The sequence below is a fragment of the Bradyrhizobium australiense genome, from assembly GCF_013114825.1.
Classification (GTDB): domain Bacteria; phylum Pseudomonadota; class Alphaproteobacteria; order Rhizobiales; family Xanthobacteraceae; genus Bradyrhizobium; species Bradyrhizobium australiense.
In genome coordinates this window covers 342030-356156 of record NZ_JAAVLX010000001.1, presented here as the reverse complement: position 1 = coordinate 356156, position 14127 = coordinate 342030, and the positions used below count along the sequence as shown (strand labels likewise).

Genomic DNA, 14127 nt, shown 5'->3' with positions numbered 1-14127 from the left:
TTTTGCAATTCGGGCCGCGTTTGGAGCATGAAACGCGCCGGATTGCCGAAACCGTGTGCGCCGCAGCGCGGGCTCTGCCCAAGTAGAAATCAGAAGCCGCTTGCTTCGAAGGGACTGTGGCACCCTGGACGTTGACCTCAGGGGTATTTGGTGTGCCATCTTACCAAGGGACACAAGGTGCCGCCCGCGGCGCTGCGCAACCTTTGGGGACGACAATGCTGGACACTGAACTCAAAACCATGATCGACGGGGTGAAGGACGGGCGCATGGATCGCCGCGCCTTCGTTCAGCGCATGATCGCCCTTGGACTCACCGCGCCGATGGCGACGCAGCTTCTCGCCGTCGGTGGCGTTGCCATGGCCCAGAGCCCCGCCCCCTATAAACCGACCAAACGCGGCGGCGGTGGCCCGTTGAAACTGCTGTGGTGGCAAGGGCCGACCTTGCTCAATCCGCACTTCGCCACCGGCACCAAGGACCAGGACGGCTCGCGTCCGTTCTATGAACCGCTCGCCAGTTGGGACGCGGACGGCAATCTCAATCCGATCCTTGCAGCCGAAATTCCGTCGATCCAGAATGGCGGTCTCGCTGCCGACGGCAAGTCGGTGACATGGAAGCTCAAGCCCGGCGTCAAATGGCACGACGGCAAGCCCTTCACGGCCGATGACGTCGTGTTCAACTGGGAATACGCCCGCGATCCTGCGACCGCGGCGCTGACAATCGGCGTTTACCAGGACATCTCCGTCGAAAAGGTCAATGACCTCACGGTCCGGATCCTGTTCAAGAATCCTACCCCATTCTGGGCCGACGCCTTTGTCGCGGTGGTCGGCTGCATCCTGCCCAAACATCTGTTCGCGGACTACAAGGGCGATAAATCCCGCGACGCCCCGAACAATCTGAAGCCGGTCGGCACCGGTCCGTATAAATTCGTTGAATTCAAGCCCGGCGATCTCGTGCGCGGCGAAATCAATCCCGACTACCACATGCCGAACCGTCCCCACTTCGACACCATCGAAATCAAGGGCGGCGGCGACGCCGTCTCGGCGGCGCGCGCGGTGATTCAGACCGGCGAATATGACTATGCCTGGAACATGCAGGTGGAAGACGAAGTCCTGCTGCGCCTGGAGAAGGGCGGCAAGGGCAAGACCGTCTACTCGACCGGCGGCGATATCGAATTTATTGCGCTGAATTTCACCGATCCCAACACCGAGATTGATGGCGAACGGTCCTCGATGAAGACCAAGCATCCGTTATTCTCCGATCCGGCCGTGCGCAAGGCGCTGGCGCTGCTCGTCGACCGCGATGCCATTCAGAAGCACATTTACGGCCGCGCCGGACGCACCTCAGCCAATTACCTCAACGGACCTGCACAGTTCGTGTCCAAGAACACGAAATGGGAGTTCAGCATCGAGAAAGCGGCAAAGCTGCTGGAGGAGGCCGGATGGAAGGCAGGCGCGGATGGCATCCGCGAGAAAGATGGAAAAAGGCTGAAGATCGTTTACCAGACCTCGATCAACGGCCCGCGCCAGAAGACCCAGGCCATTATCAAGCAGGCCTGTCAGAAGGCCGGGATCGATATCGAATTGAAATCGGTCGTGGCCTCGGTGTTCTTCTCCTCTGACGTCGCCAACCCCGATACCTATTCCAAATTCTATGCCGACATCGAGATGTTCCAGACCCCGATGACCCAGCCCGACCCGGCGCAGCACATGCGGCGCTTTCATTCGCGGTTCGTGGCCACCAAGGAGAACAAGTGGCAGGGCCGGAACTTCCCGCGCTGGGTCAACAAGGACTTCGATGCTGCGATCGACGCGGCCGAGGCGGAAATCGATCCGGTCAAGCGGGCTGCGTTCTATATCAAGGCCAACGACATCATGTGGCAGGACACGGTCGTCATCGCGGTGATGCACCGCCTGAAAGTCGGCGCGGCCGCCAACTCGCTACGTCCGGCGCTCAGCGGCTGGACCAATGACACCGACAATCTCCAGGACTGGTATCGAGAGGCCTGAGAGCCGGCATAGGCGGATTGATCCTCATGCGGCAGTATATCCTGCGTCGCTTGCTGATTGCCGTGCCGAGCCTGCTCGGCATTTCGGTGGTCCTGTACACCGTACTGGCACTTGCACCGGGCGATCCCTTCGCGGAACTCGCGACCAATCCGAACGTGCCGCCCGAGGTCGCGCTCGCGCTTCGGGCCAAGTTCGGCCTCGACGATCCGGTTTATCTTCGCTACTTCCGCTGGCTCGCCGCCATGGTGCAGGGCGACTGGGGCTTTTCGTTTGTCAGCCGGATGAACGTCGACACGCTGATCCTGCAGCGCCTGCCAACCACGCTCTACGTGATCGGATCGGCTCAACTGCTGGCGCTCGCGATTGCGATTCCGGTCGGGGTTTATGCCGCCACCAGGCCGTACTCGATCTTCGACCAGATCGCCAACACCCTCGCCTTCATCGGCTTTTCGCTGCCGACCTTCTTTACCGGGCTGTTGTTCATCCTGATCTTTTCGGTGACGCTGGATTGGCTGCCCTTTGTCTATTCGACCGATGTCAAGGGGACCGGCATACGCTGGCTGTTCGAGCAGATAAGGCAGGCCATCATGCCGGTGATGGTGCTCGGGCTGTTCCAGGCGGCCTCCATGACCCGCTTCGTGCGCTCGGCCATGCTGGACGTGATCCGCCTCGACTACGTCACCACCGCGCGCGCCAAAGGCATCGGCCAAGCCAGGGTGATCGTCAAGCATGCGATGCGCAACGCCATGATCCCGGTCGTCACACTGATCGCGCTGCAGATGCCGGCGGTGTTCGGCGGCGCCATCGTCACCGAGCAGATATTCAGGATTCCGGGCATCGGCTCGCTGCTGATTTCCTCCATTCTCTCCAACGACACGCCGGTCGTGATGGCGGTTACCTTCGTCTTTGCCTGCCTTGTGGTGCTCTTCAACCTGATCGCGGATGTCCTCTATGGCTGGCTTGACCCTCGCATCTCCTTCCGCTGAGCGGCGGCTTCCCTATTCACCCTGGCGCGAGACCTGGCGGCGCTACCGGCGGCACAAGCTCGCCGTGGTCAGCGCCGTGCTGCTGATTGGTCTCGCAGCCGCAGTGGTGCTCGGTCCCTTCGTTTGGCGCATCGCCATCAACGACATCGATTTCACCGCGCGCCTCGAGGGTCCCTCGCTCGCCCATCCCTTCGGCACCGACGATCTCGGGCAGGATATTCTCGCCCGCATGATCTATGGCGGACGTATCTCGCTCGCAGTCGGCCTCGCCGCAATGGCGGTTTCCGTGATTGTCGGCACGTTGATCGGCGCACTCGCCGGCATGTCGCGCGGCGCGCTCGGCCACGCGCTGATGTGGCTGACCGACCTCTTCCTCTCGCTGCCGCAATTGCCGCTGCTGCTTCTGCTCATCTACCTGTTCCGCGACGGCCTTAAATCGTTGTTCGGCCCCGAGGGCGGCATTTTCATCCTCATCGTGCTTGTGATCGGCGGCCTGCGCTGGATGCCGGTTGCCCGCCTGGTGCGCGCGCAGTTCCTCTCGCTGCGCGAAAAGGAGTTCGTCGAGGCCGCCCGCGCGCTCGGCGCCAGCCCCGTGCGCCAGGTGGTGCGGCACATCCTGCCCAATGCGGTGGGACCGGTGATCATCGCCGGCACCATCGACGTCGCCGCCGCCATTATCGCGGAGTCGACACTTTCTTTTCTCGGCCTCGGCTTTCCGCCGGATACGCCGACCTGGGGGCGGCTGCTGTTTGACGCCAAGGACTATCTCGACATCGCCGCGCATTGGGCGCTGTTTCCGGGCGGCGCCATCTTCATCGCGGTCGTCGCGATCAATTTCATCGGCGACGGCCTGCGCGACGCGCTCGACGCGCGGCGGGTGATCTGATGGCCCCATTGCTCGAAATCAAGGGCCTGAAAACCCACTTCGCCACCGACGACGGCATGCTGAGGGCGGTCGACGGCATCGACATCACGCTCAACAAGGGCGAGACGCTATGCGTGGTCGGCGAGTCCGGCTGCGGCAAGACCGTCACCGCGATGTCGATCCTGAAGCTGATCGCGATGCCTCCCGGCCGTATCGTCCAGGGCCAGATCCTGTTCGAGGGCCGCGACCTCGTGCCGCTCGCCAGCCGCGAACTCGATGACATCAGGGCCAAGGATATCGGCTTCATCTTCCAGGAGCCGATGACCTCGCTCAACCCGGTGCTATCAGTCGGCGAACAGGTCGCCGAGAGCCTGCGCCGCCACGAGGGCCTGTCGAACAAGGACGCGCTCGCCCGTACGGTCGAGATGTTCAAGCTGGTGCAGATCCCCAACGCGGAAGCCCGCGTCCATGATTACCCGCACCAGTTCTCAGGCGGCATGCGCCAGCGCGTCATGATCGCGATGGCGCTCGCCTGCAAGCCCAAGCTCGTCATCGCCGACGAGCCGACCACCGCACTCGACGTGACCATCCAGGCGCAAATCCTCGATTTGTTGCAGGACATGAAGGAACGCTTCGGCATGGCGGTGATGCTGATCACCCACGCCATGGGCGTGGTGGCCGAAACCGCGCAGCGGGTCGTCGTCATGTATGCCGGCAAGGTGGTCGAAGAGGCCGATGTCGACAGCCTGTTCGAAAGTCCGCGCCATCCCTACACGCAGGGCCTGATCCGCTCGATCCCGCGCATTGATCTCGACAGCGCGCACAAGACCCGGCTGGAGGCGATCGGCGGCTCGGTGCCGATCCTGATCGATCCCGCCCCCGGCTGCCGCTTCGCGCCGCGCTGCCGCTACGCGTTTGGTCTTTGCGCCGAAAAGGAACCGGCTCTGCGCGAGATCGCACCGGGCCATCGCATGGCGTGTCACCTTGGAGAGAAGCAAGGAGTGACACCATGAGCGAACCCCTGCTGCGCGTCACCGGCCTGAAGAAGCATTTTCCCGTCAAGGGCGGACTCCTGTCGCGCGAGGTCGGCCGCGTGCATGCGGTGGACGGCGTGTCCTTTGCGGTCAATCGCGGCGAAACGCTCGGGCTGGTCGGCGAGTCCGGTTGCGGCAAATCCACCACCGCGCGCTGCGTGCTGCGCCTGGTCGAACCCAGCGAAGGCGAGATCGTGTTCGACGGACACGACGTGCGGGGCCTTTCCGGCGGCGACCTGCGCGCCATGCGGCGCAACATGCAGATTGTCTTTCAGGACCCGTTTGCCTCGCTCAATCCGCGGATGACCGTCGGCGCGATCCTCGGCGAAGCTTTCACCATCCACGAGCTCGCCTCCTCGGCAAGCGAACGGGAGGACCGGGTGGCGAGCCTGCTGGTTAAGGTCGGGTTGAAGGCCGAGCACATGCGCCGCTACCCGCACGAATTTTCCGGCGGCCAGCGCCAGCGCATCGTGATCGCGCGGGCGCTCGCGGTGGAGCCGAAGTTCATCGTGTGCGACGAGCCGGTTTCCGCGCTTGACGTTTCCATTCAGGCGCAGGTGATCAATCTATTGGAAGACCTGCAGGCGGAGCTGAACCTCACCTATTTGTTCGTCGCCCACGATCTCTCCGTGGTCGAGCACATTTCCAACCGCGTCGCGGTGATGTATCTCGGCCGCATCGTCGAGCTGGCGAGCGCGAGCGACCTCTACCGCAATCCCCGACACCCCTATACGCAGGCGCTGCTTTCTGCTGTGCCGGTGCCGGATCCGAAGGTCAAGCGCAAGCGGATCAGGTTGCAGGGCGACGTGCCAAGCCCGATGGACCCACCGCGCGGCTGCCATTTCCACACCCGCTGCCCGATCGCCGAGCCCCGCTGCCGGGAGAGCGCGCCCGAATTGAAGCAAGGCAGCGACGGGCATTTCGTCGCCTGTCATCTGAGCTGATACTGTCTTCAGAGCTGCGAAAGCTTTGATCGCAGAGCCCGCGCCTTCATGATGCCAAAGGGATCTTCGCGGCCGGCTAGCTTTCGGTAGGTGGTCAGGTCGTCTTCTTGGAACACCGGCCCCTCACCACGTCGTCCGACAGAGCCCGTGCTTGGTCCCAACCGCAACGAGGTGCCAACCCCCGCGTAAAGGTATCGGTCGCCGAAAGCCCGCTTCAACGCAGTGAAGGTCGGCTCACCTGTGCAGTGGCCAGGTGCGATGATCTCTACCTTGAACGTGTCCTTGAGCGCTGCCACGGCCTTGCCAATGACTTCGTCCGATGCAACGACGAGATGGAATCCGCCGGCGATCAAGCGAATTTTGGGATTGATGGCCGCCGCAGTCTCGACGATCTTTTCGATCCCCGGATGCGCGCAACCGACGACGAGCACCATACCTTCCGGGGTGTTGACGGCCAGCGACAATTCTTTGAGCTCCCTCGTGCCGGGCGCATCGGACACAAGTGCTATCAGCGTAATGCCCGGGGCGATTTCCGTCGTCTTATCTATCGCCTCGATGTTGGCTCCCTGCCATGCAGTGCCGAATTTCATCACTTCGGGCGGCTTGCCGTCATAGTAGCGCATCTGTGGCGGCAAGGTTTCGTCCTTTCGGTAGAAGCTCGATGGCAGCCACGAGCCGAAAATGCCGAATCCTTCCTTAGGTGCGTAGATCTTCACGGTTGGGTTCACGCTCAGAACATAGCTCAGGCCAGCCATGTGGTCGGAGTGGCGATGCGACAGCACGACGAAATCGATACTGGTAAGATCAATGTTCTTGGCTTTGACGTTAGCTGCGAAGATGTCCGGATCATTGCCGGTATCAAACAGGATACGCTTGCCGGCCAGCTCCACGAGGGCGGAGAAGCCCCAATCCTTTTTCATCGCGGCATCGGTGCCGAAAGCGTCATAGAGGATCGTGATACGGCTGTTTGGCTCGGCCACGGCCATTCCAGCAGGGGCAATTATGGCAGCGACGCCGGCGAGTGCCGCCGCAAAGAACAATGTTGCGCGAAATTTCATGGAAGTTCCTCCTCTTCGAGAACACCGCCATTTCTTGTCGCAGCTTGCGCGATTTCGCGATTGGGCTCCTGCGCTGGCTCGGCGCAGCGCGAACTATATGTTGCTTCACCACTGGCTTGTGTGGACAGCTGCTCGCCGTTCCCGCACCATTCGCGAGTTTGTGCTCAGCGCGTTGTGGCCGCTGATCAGCATCCGGCAAAGATACGCTTTGTTTCCGGAAGCGTCACTCTTCAAAATGATGACGCCGAGGTTGAACGACGCCGCGCCCTTTCAATCGCAATGCATGCTTCTCAACAAATCGAGCGCCGTTGCCCGGAAGCGGTCCCTCCGTTCCGGAGCAATTGCAGAAGTCAGCTGCCTTGTTCGTCCACGAGGGCTTGCAGTCGCCGGGCACTCAAGACAGCTGACAGAGTAAATTATTGAGCAATCACCTTTGAACACCGTTTTTGCGGATCAGGTCCGAGAGCTGGGACAAAAGCTCCCGAAGCCTTGCATTCTCCTCGATCAGCGCGTGGGCTTCGTCAGCCTGCTCGTTGCGACGAAGGGCGGGCTCGTCGCCGCGAAGGGCATTCTCAAGCAGTGAAAGAGCGTCGTCGGTCGGTTCCTCAACCCAAAATGTAGGTTCAGCGCGGCGGTCTCGCTTATTAAGCTGCGGATGGTCTACTCGCATGATTGATACTCCAATTTTAAAAAGCGGAACGTGCCCCCAGTCACCTTGTCTCGCGCGCGGAGAATGAGGTGAGTCGGCAGGCAAATTTGCGACTAAAATTGGAATCGTGCGGAGACGACCCCGGCGCTAAAGCGGCGTGATTGCGGCAAGTCGTACAGCCCGCGCGGGGCAAAACGGCATCCTGCGCGTGCGATTTAGAGAAACGTCGACAATTGATAGAGCGCGTAAAGAACTTCCAGCCCCATGAGAACGAGGGCTGCGATCATCAGATAATAACCAAAATGCATGCGGAATTTGAAACCAATGCCTCTCGCGGCCCGTGCGGAATCGCGCCAGACCGTAAACCAAACTCGATACGCGTCGGAAGGGACAAGCCTCCGGCGAACTATGCGTCGGGCAACCAGGAATAAAAGGCCTCCGCCGCCGCGGAAGTGACGCCTTTGCCTCTGCCTTTGTCGCGAGCCTCTTCTTGACCGGAGGTCTCTGGTTCGACGCCAGCTCGCCTGTTCACACGCCGTGGAAAATTTTGATTCCCCACAGCACGATGACGATGGCCAATACCAGCGTAGCCGCCGTCAGTACACTTTCTAAGGAAGCGACTCTCATACTAACTCTCCGCTTCCCAGCCCCGTTAACCGTCTAGGTGATTCGTTGATTCGACTGCAATCGCGCGATCACAATGGTTTGAACGTTGTTCGGCGGTTGTGTTTTAGAGGTCACACATCTGGGTATGGCGGCGCATTTCTCCGCCGCGATGATGCAGCCAAGCGCCTGCGGAAGCGGAAATGCCCGCCTCTTACGACGGTTTTTTGATTGAAGATTTATTCAGGCCGGCCCGCGGGAACGTAGGAACCGGCCGGGACCGGCGCACTTCGCCGCCGTTCGGCGAGCGTCGCCAGGCGATCGTACTCTTCCGCCACCTTGAGCAGGCGCCCCTGGTCCTTGACGGCAATCGCAGCCAACGCCCTTGTTCGTTCCGCGCGCTTGCGCCAGTGATCCGCATTGGTCAGGAAATCCGTCATCGCTACGCCCCTAAGGTGGTTCGCTCCCCAGCCCACCCCGAGACGCCAGAAAGGACGGCGATACGTCAAAAATTTGGCCTAATCCGCTCTGCCGTGTGACTCGAACGGCGCGCGAGCTATCCGGCGAGCCTTTTCGCCGTTGCCTTTCCGACGCAAATTTGCCCCGGACTCAATGGAAAGCTCGTCGTTTGAAAGGCGACTGTGCCACCTTGTGATCAGGAAATTGTCATGAGTACCGAACATCCACCGCGCGACAGACAGGCCCGCGTCGATGCATTTCGGAATGCTGGACGTCGCGACAACGTCGTGCCGCTGCATGAAGGCCGTGACGCGCGTCAGGCGGATGAAGCGCCGCATCAGGGCGACGAACTGCTCGCCGCCTTGTCTCCCCTACTGGACGAAGTCGATGGCCTTCGGGGAGATGACGCACGGCAGCAGGAAACCGATAACCTTCTGGTGCTGCTCGAGGAGAATACCCGGCTGCGAAGGCTTGCGGTCAGGCTGTCGAATCTTCTTGGCGATCTTCCCGAACGGGGCAAGTGAGATCGAGGCTGGTGCCGCGACCGCGGACCTCCCCAATGTGATCCGTCACCTCCGGAACGAGCGCAAGTGCGCTTATTCCTGAAATGACGGGGATAGTGCAGTGGAGCAGGCTCCGTCTTGCCCCCGCGGATCACGCATAAGTCGCGGTGACGCTCCCGAACGGGCCGAAATCCGCGACATAAGTCTCGCCGGGTTTTGGGCGCAACATGCCTGTCAGGGTGCCCGTGCTGACAATCTGTCCCGCCTTCATACCGATGCCGGTGCGCGAGAGCTCGTTGGCAAGCCAGGTGAGCGGCACCATGGGATGGTCGAGCGCTTCGCCGGCCGTGCCCTTTCGGCGCAGCATGCCGTTGCTGCTCAACAATACTTCCTGTCCGGCGATGTCGCGCGTCTTCCAATCGGGGATAGCGGCCCCGCAGACGATGGTGCCGCTTCCCGCGCCGTCGGCGAGGATCGCGGGCAGCGGCGGAAACGCGGCGTCGTGGACGAAGCGGCATTCGGCGAGTTCGATTCCCGGATGCAGCGACACCACCGCCTCGGTGACCTCAGCCAGCGTGTAGGGCTTTTCGCGCGGCGGCAGATCGGCCCCCAGACGCGCTTGATACTCTACTTCGGGAATCGGGCTGCAGAGTTTGGCGTGCTCAACACTGGCCGGCGATTCCACGATAGGTGCGAACACCCGGCCATAAATCGGCGAATCCGTGCGAAGCTGGCGCTGCAGTGCCTCCTTCATGGCGGCGATCTTCCAGCCGACCACCTCCCAGCCCAGTTCTTCCGCGACCATGCCGGCGACGCGATAGGCTGTCGCCTTGTCAGGCGGCACCAGCCGTTGATCGAGGCCGCTCTGCGGTCGTCGTTCACGGCGCCGTGTCGCAAGCAGGCGGGCGAGTTCGCGTTGAAGTGCGATGTCCATGACCTAGCCCTGCACCAGCGCGGCAGCTTCGCGCATCGAGACCGGCGCATCGCCGAGCAAGAGATTGATTGCGTCGTTCTCCCAATGCTGCGCCTGCAGATTGGCGGAGGAATGTTCGGAAAGGCGATGCTCGAGCACGAAACGCGAAAGCAGCAGGCGGCGCGCATCGCCGCCGCCATTGCCGAGGCGCGTGCCTTCGGCTGCCAACAGCGCGGCGGTCGTCGCGTGGTAGAGTTTTCCGGCGGCGATCCTGCAAAAACGCTCGTTCTGCGGATCGGCCGCAACCTCTTCCGCAAACCGTATGGCCTCCGCCAGCGCGCCGGAAAGCCGCGTGCGGAACTGACCCGGCATCCCGCTTACGTCCTCCAGCCGGCGGCCGAGATCCTCGCGCAACGCTTCGTGGCCGCGCGCCTTCGCGACCGCGCGCTGGACCGCATCCAGCGCGTTGATATTGCTGGTGCCTTCCCACAGCAAGCCGAGATGGGCATCGCGAACGAGCCGCGCGTTCGGCCAGTCCTCGATGTAGCCGTTGCCGCCGCGGGCTTCCATCGCGCCGGTGGCGACCGAGACGTTGTCCCGGCACGCCCGGAATTTTGCGATCGGCGTTAGTAGCCGCAGTACCTTGTCGGATGCGGTTGCCGCGTACAGTAGCGCCGACAGCGCCTGTTCGGTCGGGACCATCAGCTTGAGCAATTGCCGGCGCATCAGCGGATGGTCGATCACCGCGCGCCCGAACGCATTGCGATGCCGGGCGGCGATCATCGCTTCATTGAGGCATCGCCGCATCATGCCGGCCGCGCGCGCAAGATGCGACACGCGGCTCGAATTCACCATGACCAGCATGTGCTTGAGGCCCTGCTCCAGCTCACCGAGCTGGTAGGCTGTGGCGCCCTCGAAAACGATCTCACCGCTTGCCATGGTGCGGCTGCCGAGCTTGTCCTTCAGCCGCAGGATCCGGTATGAATTCCGTCGCCCGTCGGGAAGAACTTTTGGCATCAGAAACAGGCCGAGACCGCGCCCGCCGGCCGCAGCGCCTTCGGGCCGGGCGAGCAGCACCGCCAGTTCGGCGTCGACATTCGAACAGAACCACTTTTCGCCCCACAGCTTCCAATCCTGGCCGTCGCTGACAGCGACGAGTTCGGCGGCGCCAACGTCGGAGCCGCCGGCTTTCTCCGTCATGAACTGCGCGCACTTGAGCAACGTGGCGGGATCCTGGCTCCACATGCGCTCGAGATAGCGCTGGCGCAGCTCATCGGTGCCGAAACGGCGCACCAGCTCCGAGGAACTGTCGGTGAGGTTGACCGGGCAAAGCAGGCCGAACTCGGCTTGCGCAAACAAATAATGAAAGACGTATTTGGCGATCGGCGGCATAGGCGAAGGCCAGCCCAGCACTCCGGGACGATTGCACATCGCATGCATGCCGAGTTTTCCGAACGCGATCTCTTCCATCTCGCGATAGGCGGGGTGATATTCGACCCACTCCTCATCGCGGCCGTAGCCGTCGCGCGGATGCAGCACCGGCTGGTGACGCTCGGCCTGGTCCGACAGGTCATGCAACCCGCCTCCAGCGAGTTCGCCAAGTTCCGAAAGATGCGGCGCGAGATGCGCCAGCAGCGGCGCCTCCATGTAATGGGGCAAGAGGTCGCGCAGGCTTCGGTCGAGCGAATAATAGTTCAGCCCGCGACAGGTGGGCGCCAACGCTTTGGAGCGCCGGGCTGCCGCCTCGCGGCCGGTCAGATCGACATGGACGGTCATGGGCATCTTCCTCGGCTTCGCCTGCCTGGACCGAACCGGCCAGGACAATATCGGCGGAAAATATCGGCGTATGACCCGTGGACCGTCCGTGCAAACGACTTCTTGGGTCGGCGGCTTGAGCCAGACTCAAACGCTGCGGTTCCCCCGTTTGCCCGCCACTCCTTTTGAACTAAGCTCGCGCAATGGCATCACGACGACTTCCTCCCTTGCATGCGGTGCGGGCGTTTGAGGCCGCCGCACGGCACCTCTCGATCACCCGGGCAGCCGACGAACTGAACGTGACGGTCGGCGCCGTGAGCCGGCACGTCCGCGCCCTGGAAGCGCGAATGGGGACCGCCCTCTTCCTGCGCGGCTCGCGCGGTCTGGTCCTCACCTCCGCAGGAAAGACATTTGCCGACTCCGCGCGCGAAGCACTGGACCGGATCGCAGATGCCGCCGACGGGTTGCGGTTGCGGCGTTTCCGGCGGCTTTCGGTCGGGGTCTATGGCTTCTTCGTCTCGCGCTTCCTGCTGCCGATCTGGCCTACCCTCAATGCGGCCTATCCCGATCTGGAAGTCGACCTGCATACGAGCTCCAATCCGCTCGACCTTCTCGCCAGCCGCTTCGATGCGGTGATCGCCGTCTCGGACGGCCAACCTCGCGCCGGGCTCGTCACCCATCCGGTAATGCCGATCGCGACGGTGCCGGTCTGCGCGCCGCAGTTCATGAAGAACGGCGCTGTGGATTTTGCAACCGTTCCTCTCCTGCATGCGCGGCCTCGCCCGGACGATTGGCGGCGTTGGCTCGATCACGCGCAGTTCGCCGACGTGCCGGTGCAGGGCGGCAGCAGTTTTGAAAGCCTCAGCTTGACCATTGAAGCCGCGGCCGCCGGCATGGGCGTCGCCATCGCGATCGACGGCCTTCTCGCGCCGGACCTCGCACGCGGCAATCTCGTTAAGGTCCATCCGACCGTTCGTCCGACACGCCGGCAGTTCGTGCTCGAATACGAGCAGCGCATGGCTGATGATCCGGCCGTGACCGCTTTCGTCGCCTGGCTGAACGACGCGCGCGGCGAGTTGTTAATTCAGACATCAGCGACCAAGAACGATTGCGGCACGCCGGTGTTTGATGCTGTCAGTCGGCGGTTGCTCACGTGAGCGAAGCGTTCATCGACACAGATCGATGAAGATAACTGAATGCCGTTCATGCAGGCGCAAACGGAAATGCCGCCACCGATAGGGCTCGCCGCCTCGACCTCGATGTTTGGCGCGTTCTCAATACTGCTGTGGCTGATAGTAATGGCCGTGATTCCGTGGCTGCGCGACGCGTTCGACATTTCGCCGATCATTGGCTGGTACGTCAGCGGCACGGCGCTCCTACTCGTTCCCATGCTGATCGTTGGCTGTCTGATGGCCTGGCGAGAGCTGCCAAAACGTGACCTGGTTTCACTGCGAAAGCGCCTGAGGTTGAACACGATGAATCGTGGCGACGTCATTTGGGCCACTGGCGGCCTCTTCGCCATTGCGACCACCACCGCTGCGATCTTGGCGCTGGCGCGTTACTTCGACCCGAGTTTCCGCCCCTCGCCCTGGTTCCTGCTGCAGCCCCACGGCTGGCACGCCTCGGTAGTTGCGGCATGGATTCCCTTGTTTGTCACCAATATCCTGGGTGAGGAACTGTGCTGGCGCGGTTACCTTCTGCCCCGCCAAGAGGCAGGATTTGGCCGCATCGCATGGCTGCTAAACGGAATCCTGTGGTGCTTGTTTCACTGGAGTTTCGGCTGGCCGATCATGGTGACGTTGCTTCCGGTTACGCTACTCTTGCCCTGGATCGTGCAGCGCCGACAAAACACGTCGGTAGGTATCATCATTCACGGCGCATTCAACGCGGCCGGCTTTATCGCCGCGATAAGCGGAGCCGGTACTTAGCGGGTAGCCCGGGCGGCTGCCGCGCGGAGTGACCGGATTCGAACCTGCGGTGCGAGGCAGAAAAGCGCTGCGCGAAAAATCTAAGAGGGGCGTATCGCGGTCGTCACGAACGCGAGGCGGGATGTGGTGGACGCGAGGGCGGCGCGCAAGGTGGTTGCAGGGCGAGATCAAACTCGTGAGCGGCTAACGGCGCGACGGAGGCAAAAGGAATTCGTCTCCGGGGAGCGCGAAGTAAGCCGTCAAGCATTGCGCAGGGAATGCCGGACTGCTCCTGCTGTACCTGTATGCTCGTGTGCATTTTCTTCCATATCCGCACACGAGACCGCGGGTGCAGCGAGCACCCGGCATTCCCTGCACCCTCGATTTTCGAGGGTCAGCCCAGCAAATCCCGGAAGCCATGCGCCGCGGGAACGCAGACCTGTGC

Annotated in this window: 13 protein-coding genes; 8 read left to right on the top strand and 5 right to left on the bottom strand. The window is 62.3% G+C overall.

Annotated features, from left to right (window positions below; genetic code table 11):
* Positions 1–215: 215 nt before the first annotated feature.
* The 5 genes from HCN58_RS01670 to HCN58_RS01650 are packed head-to-tail and all read left to right on the top strand — an operon-like array spanning position 216 to position 5835.
* The gene (locus HCN58_RS01670; RefSeq protein WP_171577636.1) at positions 216–2006 is read left to right on the top strand and encodes a peptide ABC transporter substrate-binding protein; all 1791 of its coding nucleotides are present in this window, start codon (positions 216–218) and stop codon (positions 2004–2006) included.
* 26 nt (positions 2007–2032) lie between these two features.
* Positions 2033–2992, top strand: a complete 960-nt coding sequence (locus HCN58_RS01665; protein ID WP_171577635.1) for an ABC transporter permease — start codon at positions 2033–2035, stop codon at positions 2990–2992.
* Positions 2958–3878 carry an ABC transporter permease gene (locus HCN58_RS01660; protein WP_171577634.1) on the top strand — a complete coding sequence of 307 codons (921 nt, stop codon included), beginning with the start codon at positions 2958–2960 and terminating at the stop codon, positions 3876–3878. The genes HCN58_RS01665 and HCN58_RS01660 overlap by 35 nt, the downstream gene beginning before the upstream one ends.
* Positions 3878–4870 carry an ABC transporter ATP-binding protein gene (locus tag HCN58_RS01655; RefSeq protein WP_171577633.1) on the top strand — a complete coding sequence of 331 codons (993 nt, stop codon included), beginning with the start codon at positions 3878–3880 and terminating at the stop codon, positions 4868–4870. The genes HCN58_RS01660 and HCN58_RS01655 overlap by 1 nt, the downstream gene beginning before the upstream one ends.
* On the top strand, positions 4867–5835 hold the full coding sequence (locus HCN58_RS01650) for an ABC transporter ATP-binding protein (protein WP_171577632.1): 969 nt from the start codon (positions 4867–4869) through the stop codon (positions 5833–5835). Before HCN58_RS01655 ends, HCN58_RS01650 begins: the two co-directional genes overlap by 4 nt.
* 8 nt (positions 5836–5843) lie before the next feature.
* Here HCN58_RS01650 and HCN58_RS01645 read toward each other — a convergent pair whose 3' ends face one another.
* The 3 genes from HCN58_RS01645 to HCN58_RS01635 all read right to left on the bottom strand — a co-directional run bounded on the left by HCN58_RS01645 (position 5844) and on the right by HCN58_RS01635 (position 8585).
* The gene (locus HCN58_RS01645) at positions 5844–6893 is read right to left on the bottom strand and encodes an MBL fold metallo-hydrolase (RefSeq protein WP_171577631.1); all 1050 of its coding nucleotides are present in this window, start codon (positions 6891–6893) and stop codon (positions 5844–5846) included.
* 427 nt (positions 6894–7320) lie between these two features.
* On the bottom strand, positions 7321–7563 hold the full coding sequence (locus HCN58_RS01640; protein WP_171577630.1) for a hypothetical protein: 243 nt from the start codon (positions 7561–7563) through the stop codon (positions 7321–7323).
* Between the two features lie 821 nt (positions 7564–8384).
* Positions 8385–8585, bottom strand: coding sequence for a hypothetical protein (locus HCN58_RS01635; RefSeq protein WP_171577629.1), 201 nt, complete (start codon positions 8583–8585; stop codon positions 8385–8387).
* A gap of 228 nt (positions 8586–8813) precedes the next feature.
* Here HCN58_RS01635 and HCN58_RS01630 point away from each other — a divergent pair, with 228 nt between their 5' ends.
* Positions 8814–9128, top strand: a complete 315-nt coding sequence (locus HCN58_RS01630; protein WP_171577628.1) for a hypothetical protein — start codon at positions 8814–8816, stop codon at positions 9126–9128.
* A 130-nt stretch (positions 9129–9258) separates the two neighbouring features.
* On the opposite strand, the gene HCN58_RS01625 is transcribed toward HCN58_RS01630, so the two are convergent.
* Together HCN58_RS01625 and HCN58_RS01620 are read right to left on the bottom strand one after the other, a co-directional pair.
* Entirely contained in the window at positions 9259–10041 is a 783-nt protein-coding gene (locus HCN58_RS01625) for a 2-keto-4-pentenoate hydratase (RefSeq protein WP_171577627.1), read from the bottom strand.
* Between the two features lie 3 nt (positions 10042–10044).
* Positions 10045–11796, bottom strand: coding sequence for an acyl-CoA dehydrogenase family protein (locus tag HCN58_RS01620; protein WP_171577626.1), 1752 nt, complete (start codon positions 11794–11796; stop codon positions 10045–10047).
* Positions 11797–11978: 182 nt separating this feature from the next.
* On the opposite strand from HCN58_RS01620, the gene HCN58_RS01615 reads away from it, so the two are divergent.
* Positions 11979–12932 carry a LysR substrate-binding domain-containing protein gene (locus HCN58_RS01615; RefSeq protein WP_171577625.1) on the top strand — a complete coding sequence of 318 codons (954 nt, stop codon included), beginning with the start codon at positions 11979–11981 and terminating at the stop codon, positions 12930–12932.
* Positions 12933–12971: 39 nt separating this feature from the next.
* On the top strand, positions 12972–13703 hold the full coding sequence (locus tag HCN58_RS01610) for a CPBP family intramembrane glutamic endopeptidase (RefSeq protein WP_171577624.1): 732 nt from the start codon (positions 12972–12974) through the stop codon (positions 13701–13703).
* Positions 13704–14127 lie beyond the last annotated feature (424 nt).

Bases quoted from the DNA above. Each gene is read 5' to 3' on its own strand.
- HCN58_RS01670 (WP_171577636.1), top strand. From the start codon at position 216: ATGCTGGACACTGAACTCAAAACCATGATCGACGGGGTGAAGGACGGG.
- HCN58_RS01665 (WP_171577635.1), top strand. From the start codon at position 2,033: ATGCGGCAGTATATCCTGCGTCGCTTGCTGATTGCCGTGCCGAGCCTG.
- HCN58_RS01660 (WP_171577634.1), top strand. From the start codon at position 2,958: ATGGCTGGCTTGACCCTCGCATCTCCTTCCGCTGAGCGGCGGCTTCCC.
- HCN58_RS01655 (WP_171577633.1), top strand. From the start codon at position 3,878: ATGGCCCCATTGCTCGAAATCAAGGGCCTGAAAACCCACTTCGCCACC.
- HCN58_RS01650 (WP_171577632.1), top strand. From the start codon at position 4,867: ATGAGCGAACCCCTGCTGCGCGTCACCGGCCTGAAGAAGCATTTTCCC.
- HCN58_RS01645 (WP_171577631.1), bottom strand. From the start codon at position 6,893: ATGAAATTTCGCGCAACATTGTTCTTTGCGGCGGCACTCGCCGGCGTC.
- HCN58_RS01640 (WP_171577630.1), bottom strand. From the start codon at position 7,563: ATGCGAGTAGACCATCCGCAGCTTAATAAGCGAGACCGCCGCGCTGAA.
- HCN58_RS01635 (WP_171577629.1), bottom strand. From the start codon at position 8,585: ATGACGGATTTCCTGACCAATGCGGATCACTGGCGCAAGCGCGCGGAA.
- HCN58_RS01630 (WP_171577628.1), top strand. From the start codon at position 8,814: ATGAGTACCGAACATCCACCGCGCGACAGACAGGCCCGCGTCGATGCA.
- HCN58_RS01625 (WP_171577627.1), bottom strand. From the start codon at position 10,041: ATGGACATCGCACTTCAACGCGAACTCGCCCGCCTGCTTGCGACACGG.
- HCN58_RS01620 (WP_171577626.1), bottom strand. From the start codon at position 11,796: ATGACCGTCCATGTCGATCTGACCGGCCGCGAGGCGGCAGCCCGGCGC.
- HCN58_RS01615 (WP_171577625.1), top strand. From the start codon at position 11,979: ATGGCATCACGACGACTTCCTCCCTTGCATGCGGTGCGGGCGTTTGAG.
- HCN58_RS01610 (WP_171577624.1), top strand. From the start codon at position 12,972: ATGCCGTTCATGCAGGCGCAAACGGAAATGCCGCCACCGATAGGGCTC.